This window comes from Planctomycetota bacterium (assembly GCA_039182125.1).
Taxonomy (GTDB): domain Bacteria; phylum Planctomycetota; class Phycisphaerae; order Tepidisphaerales; family Tepidisphaeraceae; genus JBCDCH01.
Map to the genome: position 1 here is coordinate 19445 of JBCDCH010000042.1, position 15065 is coordinate 34509.

The 15065-nt window shown below is 66.5% G+C and carries 14 protein-coding genes; 10 read left to right on the forward strand and 4 right to left on the reverse strand.

Going from position 1 to position 15065, the window contains the following annotated elements; all coding sequences use genetic code 11:
• Window positions 1–6 precede the first annotated feature (6 nt).
• Window positions 7–1107, reverse strand: coding sequence for a PA0069 family radical SAM protein (locus AAGD32_11810; GenBank protein MEM8874926.1), 1101 nt, complete (start codon window positions 1105–1107; stop codon window positions 7–9).
• Window positions 1108–1152: 45 nt separating this feature from the next.
• Between AAGD32_11810 and AAGD32_11815 the strand changes: the two genes are divergently transcribed.
• The 7 genes from AAGD32_11815 to AAGD32_11845 all read left to right on the forward strand — a co-directional run bounded on the left by AAGD32_11815 (window position 1153) and on the right by AAGD32_11845 (window position 7890).
• The gene (locus tag AAGD32_11815) at window positions 1153–2115 is read left to right on the forward strand and encodes an L-threonylcarbamoyladenylate synthase (protein MEM8874927.1); all 963 of its coding nucleotides are present in this window, start codon (window positions 1153–1155) and stop codon (window positions 2113–2115) included.
• A 50-nt stretch (window positions 2116–2165) separates the two neighbouring features.
• Window positions 2166–2993, forward strand: a complete 828-nt coding sequence (gene lpxI / locus AAGD32_11820) for a UDP-2,3-diacylglucosamine diphosphatase LpxI (GenBank protein MEM8874928.1) — start codon at window positions 2166–2168, stop codon at window positions 2991–2993.
• Window positions 2990–3196, forward strand: coding sequence for a MoaD/ThiS family protein (locus AAGD32_11825; GenBank protein ID MEM8874929.1), 207 nt, complete (start codon window positions 2990–2992; stop codon window positions 3194–3196). Before lpxI ends, AAGD32_11825 begins: the two co-directional genes overlap by 4 nt.
• Window positions 3197–3236: 40 nt before the next feature.
• Entirely contained in the window at window positions 3237–3671 is a 435-nt protein-coding gene (locus AAGD32_11830) for a molybdenum cofactor biosynthesis protein MoaE (protein ID MEM8874930.1), read from the forward strand.
• A 6-nt stretch (window positions 3672–3677) separates the two neighbouring features.
• The gene (locus AAGD32_11835; protein MEM8874931.1) at window positions 3678–4220 is read left to right on the forward strand and encodes a hypothetical protein; all 543 of its coding nucleotides are present in this window, start codon (window positions 3678–3680) and stop codon (window positions 4218–4220) included.
• Between the two features lie 128 nt (window positions 4221–4348).
• Window positions 4349–4900, forward strand: a complete 552-nt coding sequence (locus tag AAGD32_11840) for a glycine zipper domain-containing protein (GenBank protein MEM8874932.1) — start codon at window positions 4349–4351, stop codon at window positions 4898–4900.
• Window positions 4901–5013: 113 nt separating this feature from the next.
• The gene (locus AAGD32_11845) at window positions 5014–7890 is read left to right on the forward strand and encodes a serine/threonine-protein kinase (GenBank protein ID MEM8874933.1); all 2877 of its coding nucleotides are present in this window, start codon (window positions 5014–5016) and stop codon (window positions 7888–7890) included.
• A 17-nt stretch (window positions 7891–7907) separates the two neighbouring features.
• Here the strand turns inward: AAGD32_11845 and AAGD32_11850 are convergent, their stop codons facing one another.
• Genes AAGD32_11850 through AAGD32_11860 form a run of 3 tightly spaced genes read right to left on the reverse strand, consistent with a single transcriptional unit; the run spans window position 7908 to window position 11844 of the window.
• The gene (locus AAGD32_11850; protein ID MEM8874934.1) at window positions 7908–9098 is read right to left on the reverse strand and encodes a hypothetical protein; all 1191 of its coding nucleotides are present in this window, start codon (window positions 9096–9098) and stop codon (window positions 7908–7910) included.
• Entirely contained in the window at window positions 9095–9871 is a 777-nt protein-coding gene (locus AAGD32_11855; GenBank protein MEM8874935.1) for a MotA/TolQ/ExbB proton channel family protein, read from the reverse strand. The genes AAGD32_11850 and AAGD32_11855 overlap by 4 nt, the downstream gene beginning before the upstream one ends.
• Window positions 9872–9879: 8 nt before the next feature.
• Complete coding sequence (locus AAGD32_11860) at window positions 9880–11844, reverse strand: FHA domain-containing protein (protein MEM8874936.1); 1965 nt, start codon at window positions 11842–11844, stop codon at window positions 9880–9882.
• A 132-nt stretch (window positions 11845–11976) separates the two neighbouring features.
• Between AAGD32_11860 and AAGD32_11865 the strand changes: the two genes are divergently transcribed.
• The 3 genes from AAGD32_11865 to AAGD32_11875 form a co-directional block, all read left to right on the forward strand.
• Window positions 11977–13476 carry an FHA domain-containing protein gene (locus AAGD32_11865; protein ID MEM8874937.1) on the forward strand — a complete coding sequence of 500 codons (1500 nt, stop codon included), beginning with the start codon at window positions 11977–11979 and terminating at the stop codon, window positions 13474–13476.
• A 229-nt stretch (window positions 13477–13705) separates the two neighbouring features.
• Window positions 13706–14515, forward strand: coding sequence for a PEP-CTERM sorting domain-containing protein (locus AAGD32_11870; GenBank protein MEM8874938.1), 810 nt, complete (start codon window positions 13706–13708; stop codon window positions 14513–14515).
• 202 nt (window positions 14516–14717) lie between these two features.
• The coding region (locus AAGD32_11875; protein ID MEM8874939.1) for a hypothetical protein at window positions 14718–15065 on the forward strand (348 nt) is incomplete at its 3' end.

Here is a 15065-nt window from a genome sequence, read left to right on the forward strand (position 1 = left end):
GACACCTCACCATCCGAACGACATCTGCCCACCCGGCCGACGGAAGGCCGCGTTGCTCAGCGGCGCGTGGGCGTTGTCCAAGCGGTAGCGTCGCTTGAACACCGCGAAGTTCCGCGCGATTTGCTCGGCGATCGGACCCCGGCCACGACCGCGTTTGCTGGCGGCATGGTAAAGCTTGCCGAAGTGCGCTTGTCGAAGGAGTGACTCGACATGCTTCGCGCGGTCGGGATGCACATGGGTCTGCAGCCAGTCGAGAAACAACGCCTTGATCTGATAAGGCAAGCGCAGCAACACCCACGCCACGCCCGTCGCGCCGGCGTCGGCGATCGCTTCCAGAATCCGTGGCACCTCCACGTCGGTCAGCCCGGGGATCACCGGCGCGATGTTCACCGTCACCGGAATCCCCGCGTCGGCGAGCTTGCGGATCACGCGTAACCGCTGGGCCGGTGCGGCCGCGCGGGGTTCGAGGTTCTTCGCGAGCTGCGCGTCGAGCGTCACGATCGTCACCGTCACCCGACCGGCGTCGTGCCGTGCGAGTTCCTGCCAAAGATCAATGTCGCGGAGCACGAGCGCGCCCTTGGTCATCGTGCTCACCGGCTGGCGCGCTTCGGCCATGATCTCCAGGCAACGCCGTGTGAGTTGCAGGTTCGCCTCGATCGGCTGGTAGACGTCGGTGATCGCCGACATGACGATGTGCTCGGCCTTCCAGCGCGGCTTGCCGAGCTCGCGCTTGAGCAGGTCGGGGGCATCGTGCTTGGCCACGAGCTTCGTCTCGAAATCGAGCCCGCTGCTGAAGCCGAGGTACTCGTGATACGGCCGGGCGAAGCAGTAGATGCAGCCGTGCTCGCAGCCGCGGTAGGGGTTGACGGTCCAGTCGAACGGGATGTCGGAGGTCTTCTGGACGCGGTTGATGATGGTCTGGGTCGCGTCGGGATAGACGGTGAGCGAGATGCGTTTGGGGTCGGCACGTTCGCCGTCGGTGTGCTGGCGGTCGAGTTCGTCGCCGTCGAGGAAGAACCGGGCGGACTCGAAGCGATTGGCCGGGTTGAGCCCGGCCCCGCGGCGGTGGCCGGGCGCGTGCGGGAGGGCGTCGGGGAGTTCGGGCATGACACAAACATATACCGTACATTTACACGATGGCTACCCTTGTTCGTGAGCGAAATCGAGACAGCGGTGGCGGCGTTGCGGCGCGGCGAACTAGTCGCCTTCCCGACCGAGACGGTGTTCGGGCTGGGCGCGGATGCGACCCGCGACGCGGCGGTGCAACGGATCTTCGACGCCAAGGGGCGGCCGGCGACCAACCCGCTGATCGTCCACGTCGAGTCGGTCGCCGGGGCCGAGCGTGCCGCCGCATCGTGGCCCGACGCCGCCACGAAGCTCGCCGACGCGTTCTGGCCCGGCCCGCTCACGATCGTCGTTCCCAAGGCCGACACCATCAGCGACCTCGCCACCGCCAGCGGCCCCACGGTTGGCCTGCGCGTCCCCGACCACCCCGTCGCTCTCGACCTGCTCCGCGCCTTCGCCGGCCCGATCGCCGCCCCGTCGGCCAACCGCTCCGAGCACATCTCGCCGACCCTCGCCAGGCACGTTGCCGCCGATCTTGGCGACGCGGTTTCGGTCATCCTCGATGGCCGGTGCGGTGTCGGCATCGAGTCGACCATCATCGATTGCAGCGGCGAAACGCCCGCCATCCTTCGCCCCGGCACCATCACCGCCGAACAAATCGCCAACGTCGTCGGCCCGCTCGGCGAATCGGCCACGCCCTCGCCCGGCACGGCCGCCCGTCACTACGCCCCCGCCACGCCGACCTACCGGTTCACTGACCGTGCCGCCGTCGTCGATTGGCTGGCAGCGCGGGAGGGTCAAAAGATCGAGGTGCTGCTCACGCGTCCAAGCCGGGAGTTCGAGCCGATCCGCAAGGCCGCCAAGCGCACGCACAAGGTCCACCAAATGCCGGCGGACCCCGGCAAGTTCGGGCAGTACCTGTACGCGACGCTCCGCAAGCTCGACGTGCCGGCTTGCAGCGCGATTTTGATCGAGGCCGTCCCGGACGGCCCCGCGTGGGATGCGGTGCGTGACCGGATCGGGCGGGCTTCGACGGTGCTCGAAATGTGACCGTTGGCCGACACCGTGCCCGCGGGCATGAGTTTCCGTACACTGGTGCCGTGCAACCGCTCGGACTTATTGCGGGAGAAGGCGTGTTTCCACACCTTGTCGCGTCCGGGGCGAAGGCGGCCGGGCGGCCGGTGATTTGTGCCGGGCTCGGCCGACATGCCGACGAATCCCTCGCCGAAAAAGTCGACGTCTTCCAACGGGTCGGCGTGCTGCGGCTCGGTGCGTGGGCGTCGCTGCTCCGCCGACACGGATGCGAGGAGGCGATCATGGTCGGCCGCGTGGCCAAGAACCAGGTCCACTCCCGCTGGCGGTACTTTCAGTACGTGCCCGACCTCGCGGCGATCAAGCTGCTCGCCGGTACACTCCGCACGGACAAACGTGACTTCGCCATCCTCGGCGCGGTCGCCGACACCCTGGCCGAAAAGGGCATCACGTTGATCGACACCACCACCTACAGCACCGAGCACCTGACCACCGAGGGGCTGCTCACCACGCGCGGGCCCAGCGAGGCCCAGCTTGCGGACATCGAGTTCGGCTGGCCGTTGGCAAAGATGCTCTCGACCAACGACGTCGGGCAGGCACTGGCCGTGCGGGAGCTGGACGTGCTGGCGGTGGAAGCGGTCGAGGGCACCAACGCGATGATCGCCCGTGCCGGGGAACTCTGCCGGGGCAGCGGCTGGACGCTGGTCAAAGTCGCCAACGCGACGCTGGACCCGCGGTTCGACGTGCCTTGCGTCGGGACCGACACGATCGCGAACCTGGCGGCCGCGCGGTGCAGTTGTCTCGTGCTCGAAGCGGGCCGGACGATGATGCTCGAAAAGCCGGCCGTGATCGCCGCCGCGGAGAAGGCCGGCATCGCCATCGTGGGGCGAACGTGACGCTGCGGGTGCGGTGCTTCGGGCCACTGTGCGACGAGCACGGGGCGTGGGTCGAACTCCACGACATCACGACTGTCGCCGACATCAAGCGGGCGCTGCCCGGGACGTACGCCGTGGCGGTGAATCTCGAGTACGCGGACGACGATACGGTGATCGCCGAGGGCGACGAGGTCGCGCTAATCCCGCCGGTGAGCGGCGGATGATCGAAAGCCACGGCTTGGTGGAGTTCCGTACCATTGACCCGTGCGGCACATCGCGCTCAGCCACGAACCGATCGACACCGCGTCCCTCGCGGCCGATCTCCACGCACCCACCGCCGGGGGCGTGTGCATGTTCATCGGCGTCACGCGGGCCGAAGGCGACATCATCGCGCTCGACTACGAAGCCCACGCCGACATGGCTGTCAAACAACTCCACGACCTCGCCGACACCGCCGCGGATCGCTGGCCGATCGAGCGGCTCGCGTTGGTCCATCGCCTGGGCAACGTCCCGTCCGGCGAGGCGTCGGTTTTCGTCGGCGTCGCCACGCCCCACCGGGCCGAAGCGTTCGACGCATGTCGCTGGCTCATCGACACGCTCAAGGCCGACCTCGCCGTGTGGAAGCGCGACATCCACGCCGACGGTCGCACCGATTGGACCCGGCCCAACGCCGAATGGTCGCGGTCGCCACTACTGTGAAGCCGCATGCCCGAACAGCTCGTGCAAATCGTCTACTGGATCGGGCTCACCGCATGGGGCGGGGCAACGCTCGTGTTCGTCGTCGCGCTGCCGGCGCTCTTCGCCGAGGTCAACCGTCACGACCCGACCATGCCGCGACTGCTCAGTGCGGAACTTGCCGGCGAACATGCCGGCGTACTCAACGGCGTGCTCGTCGACACCCTCGCGCATGTCGTGCTGCGGATCGGCGGGTTCGCGGCGTTGTTGTTGGGGTTCGCCGTGCTCGGACGGTGGGGACTCGCGCTGCGGACCGGGGCCGACAGCGGCGCGTACATCCGACTCGGCGTCGCGACGGCTCTGTTGTTGGGCGCGGCGGCCGTGTTGATCTATGGCCTGTTGCGGGTCCGCCCAAGAGCCGCAGGCGCGACCGACGCCCTGCTCACCGCCAACGACGATCCCGAGCATGTCGAAACCCTCCGCAACAACTTCGCCGCCACGCACCGTGAGCTGACCACGATCGTGCAGATCCAGTTGCTCGTGCTGCTGGGCATGGTGCTTTTCGGCGGATGAACCCTTTCTTGGCCCCATTCGGTGCCAGCCGACGCGTGTGTGGTTGACACGCAAAATATCGAACCGATGCTCACCGGCGTCGCCGGTGCGTGTCGAACCCGGACAGGGAACACTTCAAGGGAAACTCTATGAGCCAATCTCAACTGATCCAACGGGCCGCGGTCTGCGGCATTCTTTTGACCGGCGTGACTCTCGGCGGCTGCACGAAGGAAGGCGGCGCGATCGGCGGCGCCATCGGCGGTGCGGTGCTCGGTGGTGTCATCGGCCACCAGATCGACGACGACAACGGCGCACTCGTGGGCGCGTTACTCGGCGCGGCCATCGGCGGCGGTGCGGGCTATTTCATCGGCAAGGAAATCGAAGAACGCCGCGAGGCCGATGAGTACGAAAAACGGCAGGCCGAGGAACGTTATCGGGACTTCCGTGACACCCTGCCCGAAGAACAGCTCGAGCAACTCGAAGAGTCCGGCGGCGACAACAACACCCGTGTCGCCCAGAAGGTCGAGGAAAACACCTACATCCTCGTCGACCCCGCCACCGGCGAGGCGGAAGACACCGCCTACGTCTTCTCCGACGAAGGTCTGGCCGACATCCAATCCGCCCAGCGTCAAGGGCAGGTTCCCAAGCTCGACGAGTATCAGGTCGTCTTCGCCCCCGACGACACGCTGCCGACAAGTTGAGCCGCCGAGCCGAGGATCGAGAACGAAGATTCAGGAGATGAGAAGCACATCGTCGTGTATTCTCCTCCTGAATCTTCTGTTTCGGCCCCGACGTACACCCTTCACGCACATTCATGCCTCGCACCGATGCCCACCTCGACGACCCCGTGCTCGCGGGGTTTCCGCTGCAGTCGGGGTTTCGGATCGTGCCGCCGACGATCATCATCGAACGGCTCGGCGAAGGTGCCGCGGCGGTCGTCTATCGCGCCCGGCACTACAACCTCGACACCGACGTCGCGATCAAGGTGCTCCGCAAGGATGTCGCCGCGAACAACCCCGACCTCGTCGCCCGCTTCCAGCGTGAGGCGAAGCTCGCCGCCCAGATCCGCAGCGAGAACCTCCTCGCCGTTCTCGACACCACGGACTACAACGGCACGCACTACACGGTGATGGAGTTGGTCGACGGCGAGAGCGTCGAGGGCCGGGTCCAGCGCCGCGGGCCGCCGACCGTCGCCGAGGCGTTGACGGTGACCCTGCACACCGCCAAGGGCCTGGCCGCGCTGCACCGCAAGAAGGTCGTCCATCGCGACATCAAGCCGAGCAACATCATCCTCTCCCGCGCCGGCTCGACCAAGCTCGCCGACCTGGGCATCGCCAAGCAGCACGAACAGTTCGACACGCTCGCCACCCACGCCAACGCCATCCTCGGCACGCCGCAATACATGGCCCCGGAGTTGTTCGAAAACGCGAGCAACGCAGGCGAACGTTCCGACGTTTACGCGCTGGGTCTGACGCTGGCGTTCATGCTCACCGGCGAGCACCAGCACATGGGCAAGAGCCTGCCCGAAATCATCCGCGCGGTCTGCGACGGCGAGGCGTTCGACTTGTCCAAGCTCGATGTCGCGGTCAGCGACGACTTGTGCGTGCTGGTCAACCGCATGACCGCCCAGCGGGTCGACGAACGCCCGTCAACGCAAGAGGTGTTGCAGCTGCTCTCGCCGGTGCTGCTCGAGGTCGGCGGACAGGCCGAACTTGCCGACCCGCAGGCCAACAGCGCCTTCGGCACCAACGACATCCCCAGCCGCCTCGACCGCGACCGCATCTCCGAAATCCGTGCGGCGATGTCCACCGGCTTCGGCCCGCAGTACCCCGCGACCGTCGCCGAGAGCGGCGGCTACACCCCCACCGTCGCCGAGTCCGGGCCCCAACCCGGGGCCGTCCGCATCCCCGCCGACCTGCAAGCCGACAACCGCCCGCCCGCGCCGCCGACCATGACCACCGGCAGTGGCGGACGCGGCAAGTGGCTCGTGCTCGCCGTCGTGCTGCTGTTCTTCCTGTTGATCGCGAGCATCGGCGGAGTGCTGGGGGCGGGGCAGATCGTGCACGGCGACTACCTTGCCTACACCGGGCTGGGTTCCGAAAAGGTCACGCCGACAGCCGGTGACGATCCGGCCGATGATGCCGCGCGGGCAGCCGACCAAGCCGCCGCCGATGCCGCGAACGCCGCGGATACCGCCGGCGAAGGTGACGGTGATGATCCTGACCAGCCCGATGATCGGTCCGACCCGCCGGTGGCGAACCAGCCACCGGTCATCAGCGCGATCGGGCCACAGACCGTCGTGGCCGGCCAGACGCTCGGGCCGATCCAGTTCCGCGTCACCGACGACCGCACGCCCACCGACAAGCTCGTGCTGCGGTTCAAGACCGACAAAGTCAACGTGCTGCCGAGCTCTCTGATCAAGGAGTTCGGCCAGATCGGCGGCGGTGAAGACCGGGCGATCATCATCGAGACGATCCCGAACACCGCCGGCCAAACCACCGTGACCGTCTCCGCCAAGGACCTCGACGGCGCGACGGGCCAGACGACGTTCGAGTTGGAGATCACACCGGTGGCCCCGACCCGTAACACACCTCCGACGCTCGCCGGCCTGCCCGAAGCCGCTCAAGGCAAGTTCGACACCATGGTGCTCCAGTTCGAGTTCACCCTGACGGATCAGGAGTCGCCCGACGACATCGCGGTGCGAGCGACCTCGTCGAACACGTCGCTCATTCCCAGCGCTTCGGCCAGACGTGACGACGCGAATCGCACCAAGTGGTGGTTGACGCTCGTGGCCAACCCCGCGGCGTCGGGTGAATCCCAAATCGACATCGTCGCCACCGACAAGGACGGCGAACGCGCCACACACCGGATGCGGGTCACGATCAACCGCGAGCCACCGATGAGCCAGCACTTGGCCGATGCCCAGGCGCTGGCCAAGGAGCGACGGTTCGAACCGATGCTCGACAAGCTGTTGAGCGCCGCCCGCCAAGCCAAAACCTTCGCCGAGATCCGTGAACTCCGCGACGTTTCGGAGCCTTTGCTGCGTGAACTGCGTGCCGAACTTTCGGACCCCGACCAACGCGAACGGCTTATCCCCGGGCTGCGGTCGGAGCTGCTCACCCTCGCCGAGGTCACCGACGGCCCGACCGCGCGCTTGTTGATCGTCGAGACGATTCTGCGCTACAAAGATCCGCCATATGGCGTGCAGTTGGTAGGGGTTCGAGACGTCACCAGGATCCAGGATTTCGGGCTCGCACTGTCGAACGCGGTCGAAGCGGCCGAGGGCGGCGAGGTCGAAGCCATGGTGTACGCCGGCGACATTCTCACGCAGCACCAAGCGGGCGGCCCGAACCGGCGTTTGGCCGACGTGAAACTCGGCGCGACGTACCTGCAGCGTGGGGCCGATCAGAATCACGTCCCGGCCATGGCGCGCCTGGGCATTTATCTCCGACAGGCCGCGGTACAACGCCCCGAGGGTGATCGACAACGTGCCATCCTGCTCAACGATGCGACAAGCTTACTGCAGCGCGCGGCCAACGCCGGCCACGCCGCCGCCGCCCACGAGTACGCGATTTACCTGCTCAACTACGCTAACGATCAGAACGCTGGCCTGCGCTACCTCCGCCAGGCCGCCCGTGCCGGCTATCCCCCCGCCGTCGCCGGTGCCAAGCAGCTCGGCATTTCATACTGACCCGCGCGGCCGCGTGCCTAGCGCAGCGCATCCTCGTTCACGATCCGGGCGTTCATGCCGGCGGGAATCAGCACCTGTTCCATCACCCACAATGGCGGGTCCGCCGGGTCGCCGTTGGCGTCGACATACTCGACATAGAACCCGCCCCCCGGGTCGTAGCTGCGCAGGATGTTTTTGAGTTGCTTGGCCGTCATCGAGAGTCGGCCGACACGGACACGCCCGACGCCGTTGGCGGTGAAACGGACCCAGTTGCCGTTGGTGTTGGCGCGCGGGTGAACGGCGCGGAAACGTTCGTCGATCAGGTCGTGGTGGTAGGTCGGGTCGGTGCGGGTCGGCCCGTAAGAAAAGTTGAGTTGTTCTCGGTACGCGTTGAGCACATCGGCCCGCATGCGCTTGGTGTTGGCCTCGTGATCGTCGTACCACGTGGTGCTGCCGAAGTCTCGACCGCCGATCAGATCACGCAGACGCCGCGCGGCGCCGGGTCCAGCGCCGACTTCATTCTGAAACCGCCACGCCAAGTACACCGCCGACGCGACCGCGCCGTTGACGACCATGTGCTCGTCGTAATCGACAAAGCCCAGGTCGGGCGCCATGAGCAGAAACTGCTCCAACGGCATCATCGTGATCTGGTCATCGAGAACGGCACGGCAAAGCTCGCGCACCGGGTCCGGGCCGTCTGTCGTGCGCGTCCCGCTGCGGTTGAGGTACCAGCGTGCGTTGATGTCAGCGTCGGTCCACGCGACCCAAACGTCGCCCTCGATCGGCAGTGCGATCAAATTGAAATACGTCTGCCCGGTCGAACCCTGAAAGCGGTTGGGAAAGACCAACTCGTTGGTCGCGTCCGCCGCCGCGGCAGCGGCGTCGGCCAGGGCACGCTCGGCGTCGGCCTTGGCTTTGGCGGCGAGTCGGGCGAACTCGGCGGCGGCGCGACGGAGTTCATCCTCGGCGGCGGCTTTGTCGGCTTGGGCTTGTGCGGCAAGCCTCGCCGCGTCGGCCAGTTCGGCACGCAGCTGCTTGGCGTCGGCGAGGGCTTGGTCGAGTTGTTCCGTCGGCACCAACGCCGCGCCGCCCGCGCCACCGCCGCCGGCTTGTCCGAGCTTGAGCACCAGTGCCATCACGATCACGATGAACAGCACCAGCGTGCAGAAGATCAAGTCACTGAACGACTCGTAGAACGAACCCTCGGACCGTCGCGGGACGAGCTTCATCCCGCACCGTCCATGCGTCGGTAGTACCCCTCGCCCTCGAGCCGCGCCGCCGTTCGGCGCATCGCCGGCAGGACGTACACCTCGGTCAGTTCCGAGAGGTGGGCCATGAACCGGAGGATGTTGGCATCGATCACGTTAGTGAGAATGCGCAGCACCACGCCGCCGAAGATCGCGCCGAAGAGCGTGGTGTAGAACGCGGTGGAGAGGCCGCTCACCGTGATCTGCATCTGGGTCTGCAACGCGTCCATGTCCGACGCGTCGGTGCCGAGGACGCCGCTGAGCCCGCCGATGGAAATGAGCAGGCCGATGATCGTACCGATGAGACCGAGCGTGATGAGGATGCTGCCGAGCAGTTCGACGACCTTGTTGCGTGCGACGAGCCGGGCGTGGGTGATCTCGATCAGCGAGTCCTGCTGGATGTTGGTGTCGGAGAGGAAGATCGTGTGCAGCGACCGGATGTGCGAACGAAACACGCTCGGCTCGCTGTGCTTGAGAAAGTTGGCCACGTCGTTGAGTTCGACGAGCTGCTTGACCTGCTTGCTCGCCAGCTTCGCCTCACGGTCGAGGCTGCGAATGTCGTTGAAGCTCTTGATCAACGCGCCGAGGAACAGCGCGACGATGACGATCACCATGTAGTCGAGCCACGGCACGATCCGCCCGAACCAGTACGCTCCGGCCAAAACGCATCCGCCGATCAGGCATACGAAAAACCACAGTAGCCACTGCCACTTGCCGGTGATGCCCGAGAGCTGGTTGGGGTAGGGCGACTCCATGGCGCGGGTCACTTCTTCCGTGCCTGCACGACGATGTAATGCACCTTCGTCGGCATGAGGCTCGACACCTTCACGGGGATGGTCAGCTCGGTGATGTTCGGCTCGGCGACGTGGAAGAAGCTGCCGTAGTAGGCGTTGACGAACTCCTCGGGGCCGACCGGGACGCGATTGATGCCTTCGGTGTCGTTGCCGATGATGAACTGCATGCCATGGCCGCCGCGCTCACTGCAGACGACCATGACGACCGGGCCCTGGCCCTTGACGATGATCTCCTCCTGGATCGGTGCCCGGCCCAGATCGAACGAGCCTTCGTTGACGACCACCAACTCCCGCCCGGCCATGACCGCCGGCATGTTCGCACGCAGCGCATCGAACTCGCTGCTTGCCAGGACTTTCATGAACCGCTGCGGGTCTTCGATGCCGCGCTCGAAGAGCGACTTGAACCGCGCTTCCCAGGCTTCGTTCCGCTTGGCCTGAGCTTCGGTGGCTTCGCCGTCGCGTAGCTCGGTGAGATAGCGGACCGGGGCCGCATAGCCGAAGCCCGACACCGAGAGCCGCGACCCGTCGGCGGAGATGCCCTGCATGTCGTTACCGAAGTTGAGCGCGACGACCTTGCCTTCGCCGTTGACGATCGGACTACCGCTGGCACCGCCGAGGCTTGGCAGGTCGTGACGGATGAACACTTCGCTGCCGCTGGTCGAGTCGTCGAGCGCGAGGCCGGAGAAGCCGGTAAGCGCGCCCTTCTTGGTCACCGGCGTCGGCGCGTCGTAGTTGACGCTCACACCTTCGGCGGGGAAGCCGGCGTAAGCGACCGACTGCCCGGGCCGGAGGGACACTTCGTCGGCCAGTTCCAACGGCGGTACCTGCTTCGCGATGTCGTCCTCGTGGACCATCATCAACGCAACGTCCGCCCCGCCGACCATCGGCATGAACGATCCGTCGGCCGGGAAGTACGGCCGGTACGCACGGTACAGCTTCGTGAAACTCTCGTACCCCGGATGCAACTTGTAGTCGACCATCCGCAGGTCGTTGTCGGTACTGCCGCGACGGGCGACGACGAACTCGTCGTCGGTCAGGTCCTTCATCATCTCGGCAACGTGGGCGTTGGTCGCGAGCTTGCCGGGCTCGAGACTCCACGCGGTACCGCTTCCGAGCCGGACGGGTTTGCCGTCGACGTTGCGGTACTTGATGACCATGTAAACGCTGCCGCGGGTATCGGCGATGACTTGCTCCCAGCGCTCCTCGCTGGTCGGGCCCGATGTCTTGAGCGCGAACCAGCCGGCAACGCCAGCGATGAGAATGAGCGAGAGCACGCCGACACAACCGAGCGCGGTGAGGGTCCGCTTGCGTTCCTTGCGAGTGGTTTCGTGGACCACACCCATGAGCGTGTTGAGGCCGACGGTCTGCTTGCCTTGCGGCAGGCCGGCGATCGCGCCCGGGGCGCCGGGCTTGTGGGCCGGCCGACTGGCGGCGGGCTTGGGCGGGCCACCGAACGGACGGACCGAGGGCGTGTCGGCGGCCATCGCGTCCTCGAACGCCTGCCCCTGCGGCACCGGCCCGCCACCCACCATCGTCGCCGGCCCGGCGGCATCGACCTGATCGGCGAATTTCACCAACAACGCCGGACCGCCCTGCCCGAGCGTGAGGCGGTCGTTGACGCCGAGTGGCGTGGGCCGCTCGACCTTGACACCGTTGATGTACGTCCCGTTGCGACTGCCGCAGTCGTTGACGACGATCGCCCGGCTTGAGGCCGTGTCACCGTCGGAGGATTTGACCTGGATCTCGGCGTGCTTGCCGCTCACGAGCGTGTCGACGTTGACGTCGAAGACGATGTCGTTGTCCTCGCGTCGGCCGAGCGTGATCACGTCCTTGTCGAACGTGTCTTCCCGACCGGCGAGGGAACTGTTCGCGTGACGAATGATGATCTTGTTGTCGTCGGTCATTGGATCGTCGGGCATGTGGTCGTCGGGCATGGCGGCCTCCCATGCGATGTTAAAGCCGGTGCGGGGCCACGCAATCGAAACCCAGACCCCGTCGGCCACGAACCGGCCATCCCGGTCCGGCACTTTTGTCCCCCCGTCTGTCGGTTGCACGCATGGGCCGGCATGACGACCATGCCCAAAGCCATGCCCGAAGAAGACACTCCGCAATCGCCGACGCCAGAAACCCAGGCCGAAGTTCCGGCGCAAGCGTCGGCGCAACCACCGGCCGATCCGGTTCCGACCGTCGTCGAATCGGCCACGCCCTCGGCCGGCAGCGATGGCCTTCGGCTCACGTTCGTCACCGGGTCCAAGGCCGACACCGAGTTCGTCTTCAACGGTCACGCCCTGCCGTTCGGCCGGTCCATCGACGAGGGATTGCGGTTCGACGCCAACATCGACGGCAAGGTCTCGGGCCGACACGGGCAGTTCCGCCGGGACGATCGCGGCACGACCTGGCTCGTCGAAGATTACGGCTCAACCAACGGCACCTTCGTCAACGGCGAACGTGTCGTGAAACCGCTGCCGCTCAAGCACGGCGACGCCGTCATCCTCGGCGACGCCAACGATCACGGCGTCGTCATCCGCGTCGCGATCGGCGACGCACCGCTGCCACCGGAGACCGTCGCCGAGCCGCCGGCACCCGCCACGCAGTCGACCCCGCCAGCCCCCGCAGCCGCGCGGGAAGACGGCGGCTTTTTCTCCGGCATCAAGGGCGCGTTCAGCCGCTACACCGAACGCCGGCAGCTCAACAAAGACCTCGCCCGCGTGCATGGGGAGTTGACCAGCGCCAAGGCGGCCGCCGGCTCGGCGCTGCAAACGCTCGGCGTCGCGCTGGCCACGCGGGCCGTGCTGGGGCGGATGGAGTTCGCGGGCCTGCCGGCAACGGTCGCACTCAATGACGCCGCCGACGAGTCGGCCGGTCTGGACGCGGAACTGGACGAACTGGCCGGTGAGCGCGAGACCGCCGAAGCCGCTCACGACGTAGCCCTACGTGAAGCCGACGCCGCGATCACCGAAGCCGAGCAGGTCGTTTCCAACGCCGAGTCCGCCAAGACGGCCGCCGACCAAGCCAGGACCGACGCGGACACCGCCCTGCGTGAAGCGCTCGCGCCTTGGAAGTCGGCGGCGACCGGCGCGAAGGACAGCACCGCGGCGTTTTTGACGCAACTCCAAAGTGCCCCGATCGAATGCGACGCGTCCGAGACGGCGGCAGCACTGCGAGCGGCGGCCGAGTTGCTCGATGTCTCGCCGGACAATCTCGACGGCATCCGAGATACCGCCCGCCGCGCGGCCGACGAGGCGACCGCCGCCGAGGATGCCCTGGACGCCGCCCGCGGCGACCTCAAGTCCAAGCAGGATGCCCGCAGCGACGCAGACCAAACCCACCGCGCGGCCTTGGCCGAACTCGAACGCCAGCGCACCGAGATCGTCGGCCGACAGTCGGCGTTGAACGCCCGCCTCGCCGAGCATCACATCGCGCTCGGCGAGGTGGCGGTCGAAAAGCTGCCGGCCGATTTCCGCGACGACGACGCCTGGCGGGCCGCCACCACCGCCGTCGCCAACCGCACCGCCAAACAGGACGAGCAGGCCGACCTCGAACGCCGTCTGGCCGAGTTGGGATAAACCCGCCTTGATCCGGAAAGTCCGGTCTGAACCGGATTTGCAGGCTTCCCTCCCGTGTTTCCGCGTGTTTCATCCGGTTAGTCCGATATGAAGATTCTTGCGTGATAGAGTTGGCGGAGGTATCTTCGAGGACGTCGGCCGGTCGGTCGGCGTGACGTAACCAACCTGAAACCCATCGATCGGCGCCTCGCGTTCGCTGGTCGGTCACGTCCAAGGGAGAGATTTCCAGATGCAACGCTCACTCATCGCCGGCCCGTTCGCGGCCGCGCTCCTGCTGGCCGCTGCCAGCTCGGCACACGCCCAGGCACCCATCAGTTCCACCTTCGACACTGACCTCGACGGCTGGTCGGCTCTCGGCTTCGATGTCGATGTGTCGGTCATTCCGCTCGGCGTCGACTTCACCGAAGTGGACAACACCACCGACATGGTCCACAGCGCCACCGGGGGCAATCCCGGCGGCTACGCCGAACTCACCGACGCCATTGAAGAACCTTCTTCTTTCGCTTCGGCCCCGGCTAAGTTCCGCGGCGACCTCTCGGCCTACGTCGGGGGAACCCTCAGCTTCGACTACGCACTATTCGACGCTGGCACGCCCAACTCCGGTATCTCCCCGCTGACCGTCGCGGTCTTCTCCGGCGACGTCGACGACCTCAACGCACTGATCTGGATCGGCGACGCCCCCACGCCCGGACCGGACTGGAACTCGTTCGAACTTGCCTTCGACACCGCCGACAACGGCGGCGACTTCGTCCCGGTGCAAGAGTTGCAGGTCTCCGAACTCGGCACGCTCTTCGGCTTCGACGTTCCGATCGGCGGCACGGTCGGCGACCTGCTCGGCCCGGCCACGCTCACCCCCACCGAGATCCTCGCCAGCGTCGACCGCATGATCCTGCCCTTCGAGGTCGTCGACAACGACGGCACCCAAAACCAGGAAGACGCCGGCCTCGACAACGTCCTGCTCACCGCCGCCGCCATCCCCGAACCGACAAGCCTCGGCATGCTAGCCCTCGGCGGCCTGATGCTGCGTCGGCGGCGGTAAGGTTCGGCAACCAACGACACGCGGATTTACAGCCGCATCACACGCCCGACGGTCCCGTCACCGGCGTGCGGTGCGGCTGGTCCGCAGTGTGGACGAAGAGTCCCGGCATGCCACGTTGGACAGCATTGCGTGTTCAAAGCACGGATGTATGATCGGGCCCTCGTTCGCAACCCGTTCGAAACATCTCTGCCTGAACTTCGCCATGACAATCGGAAGCATCGGCCGTCGTCTTGGGCAGTGGTTCTTACAAGACCGGCGTTCACATCCGTCCGTCGCGGCCGCGGCGTGCGAGGTGCTCGAACAACGCCGGCTGTTGGTGTCGGTCACCGGCGTCACGCTTGAAGTCGATGCGCCCCGGCAGGAGTTCACGATCGCGTACGACGGGCCGGTGCCCGGCGTCTCACAGGGCGAGATCGAAGGGCGGAACCTGACCCAACTCGGCCTGTTCTACCCGGAGGCCATCCGCTGGGACGCGACCACCAAGACCTATGTGTCCAAGTTCCACGACCCGTACCTGCCCAACGCCAACTTCGAGATCCTGATCGAGCAG

What these genes read in the sequence shown, in the direction of transcription:
- AAGD32_11810 (MEM8874926.1), bottom strand. Translation starts at nt 1,107, where the DNA reads ATGCCCGAACTCCCCGACGCCCTCCCGCACGCGCCCGGCCACCGCCGC.
- AAGD32_11835 (MEM8874931.1), top strand. Translation starts at nt 3,678, where the DNA reads ATGCCCGAACAGCTCGTGCAAATCGTCTACTGGATCGGGCTCACCGCA.
- AAGD32_11840 (MEM8874932.1), top strand. Translation starts at nt 4,349, where the DNA reads ATGAGCCAATCTCAACTGATCCAACGGGCCGCGGTCTGCGGCATTCTT.
- AAGD32_11845 (MEM8874933.1), top strand. Translation starts at nt 5,014, where the DNA reads ATGCCTCGCACCGATGCCCACCTCGACGACCCCGTGCTCGCGGGGTTT.
- AAGD32_11850 (MEM8874934.1), bottom strand. Translation starts at nt 9,098, where the DNA reads ATGAAGCTCGTCCCGCGACGGTCCGAGGGTTCGTTCTACGAGTCGTTC.
- AAGD32_11855 (MEM8874935.1), bottom strand. Translation starts at nt 9,871, where the DNA reads ATGGAGTCGCCCTACCCCAACCAGCTCTCGGGCATCACCGGCAAGTGG.
- AAGD32_11860 (MEM8874936.1), bottom strand. Translation starts at nt 11,844, where the DNA reads ATGCCCGACGACCACATGCCCGACGATCCAATGACCGACGACAACAAG.
- AAGD32_11865 (MEM8874937.1), top strand. Translation starts at nt 11,977, where the DNA reads ATGACGACCATGCCCAAAGCCATGCCCGAAGAAGACACTCCGCAATCG.
- AAGD32_11870 (MEM8874938.1), top strand. Translation starts at nt 13,706, where the DNA reads ATGCAACGCTCACTCATCGCCGGCCCGTTCGCGGCCGCGCTCCTGCTG.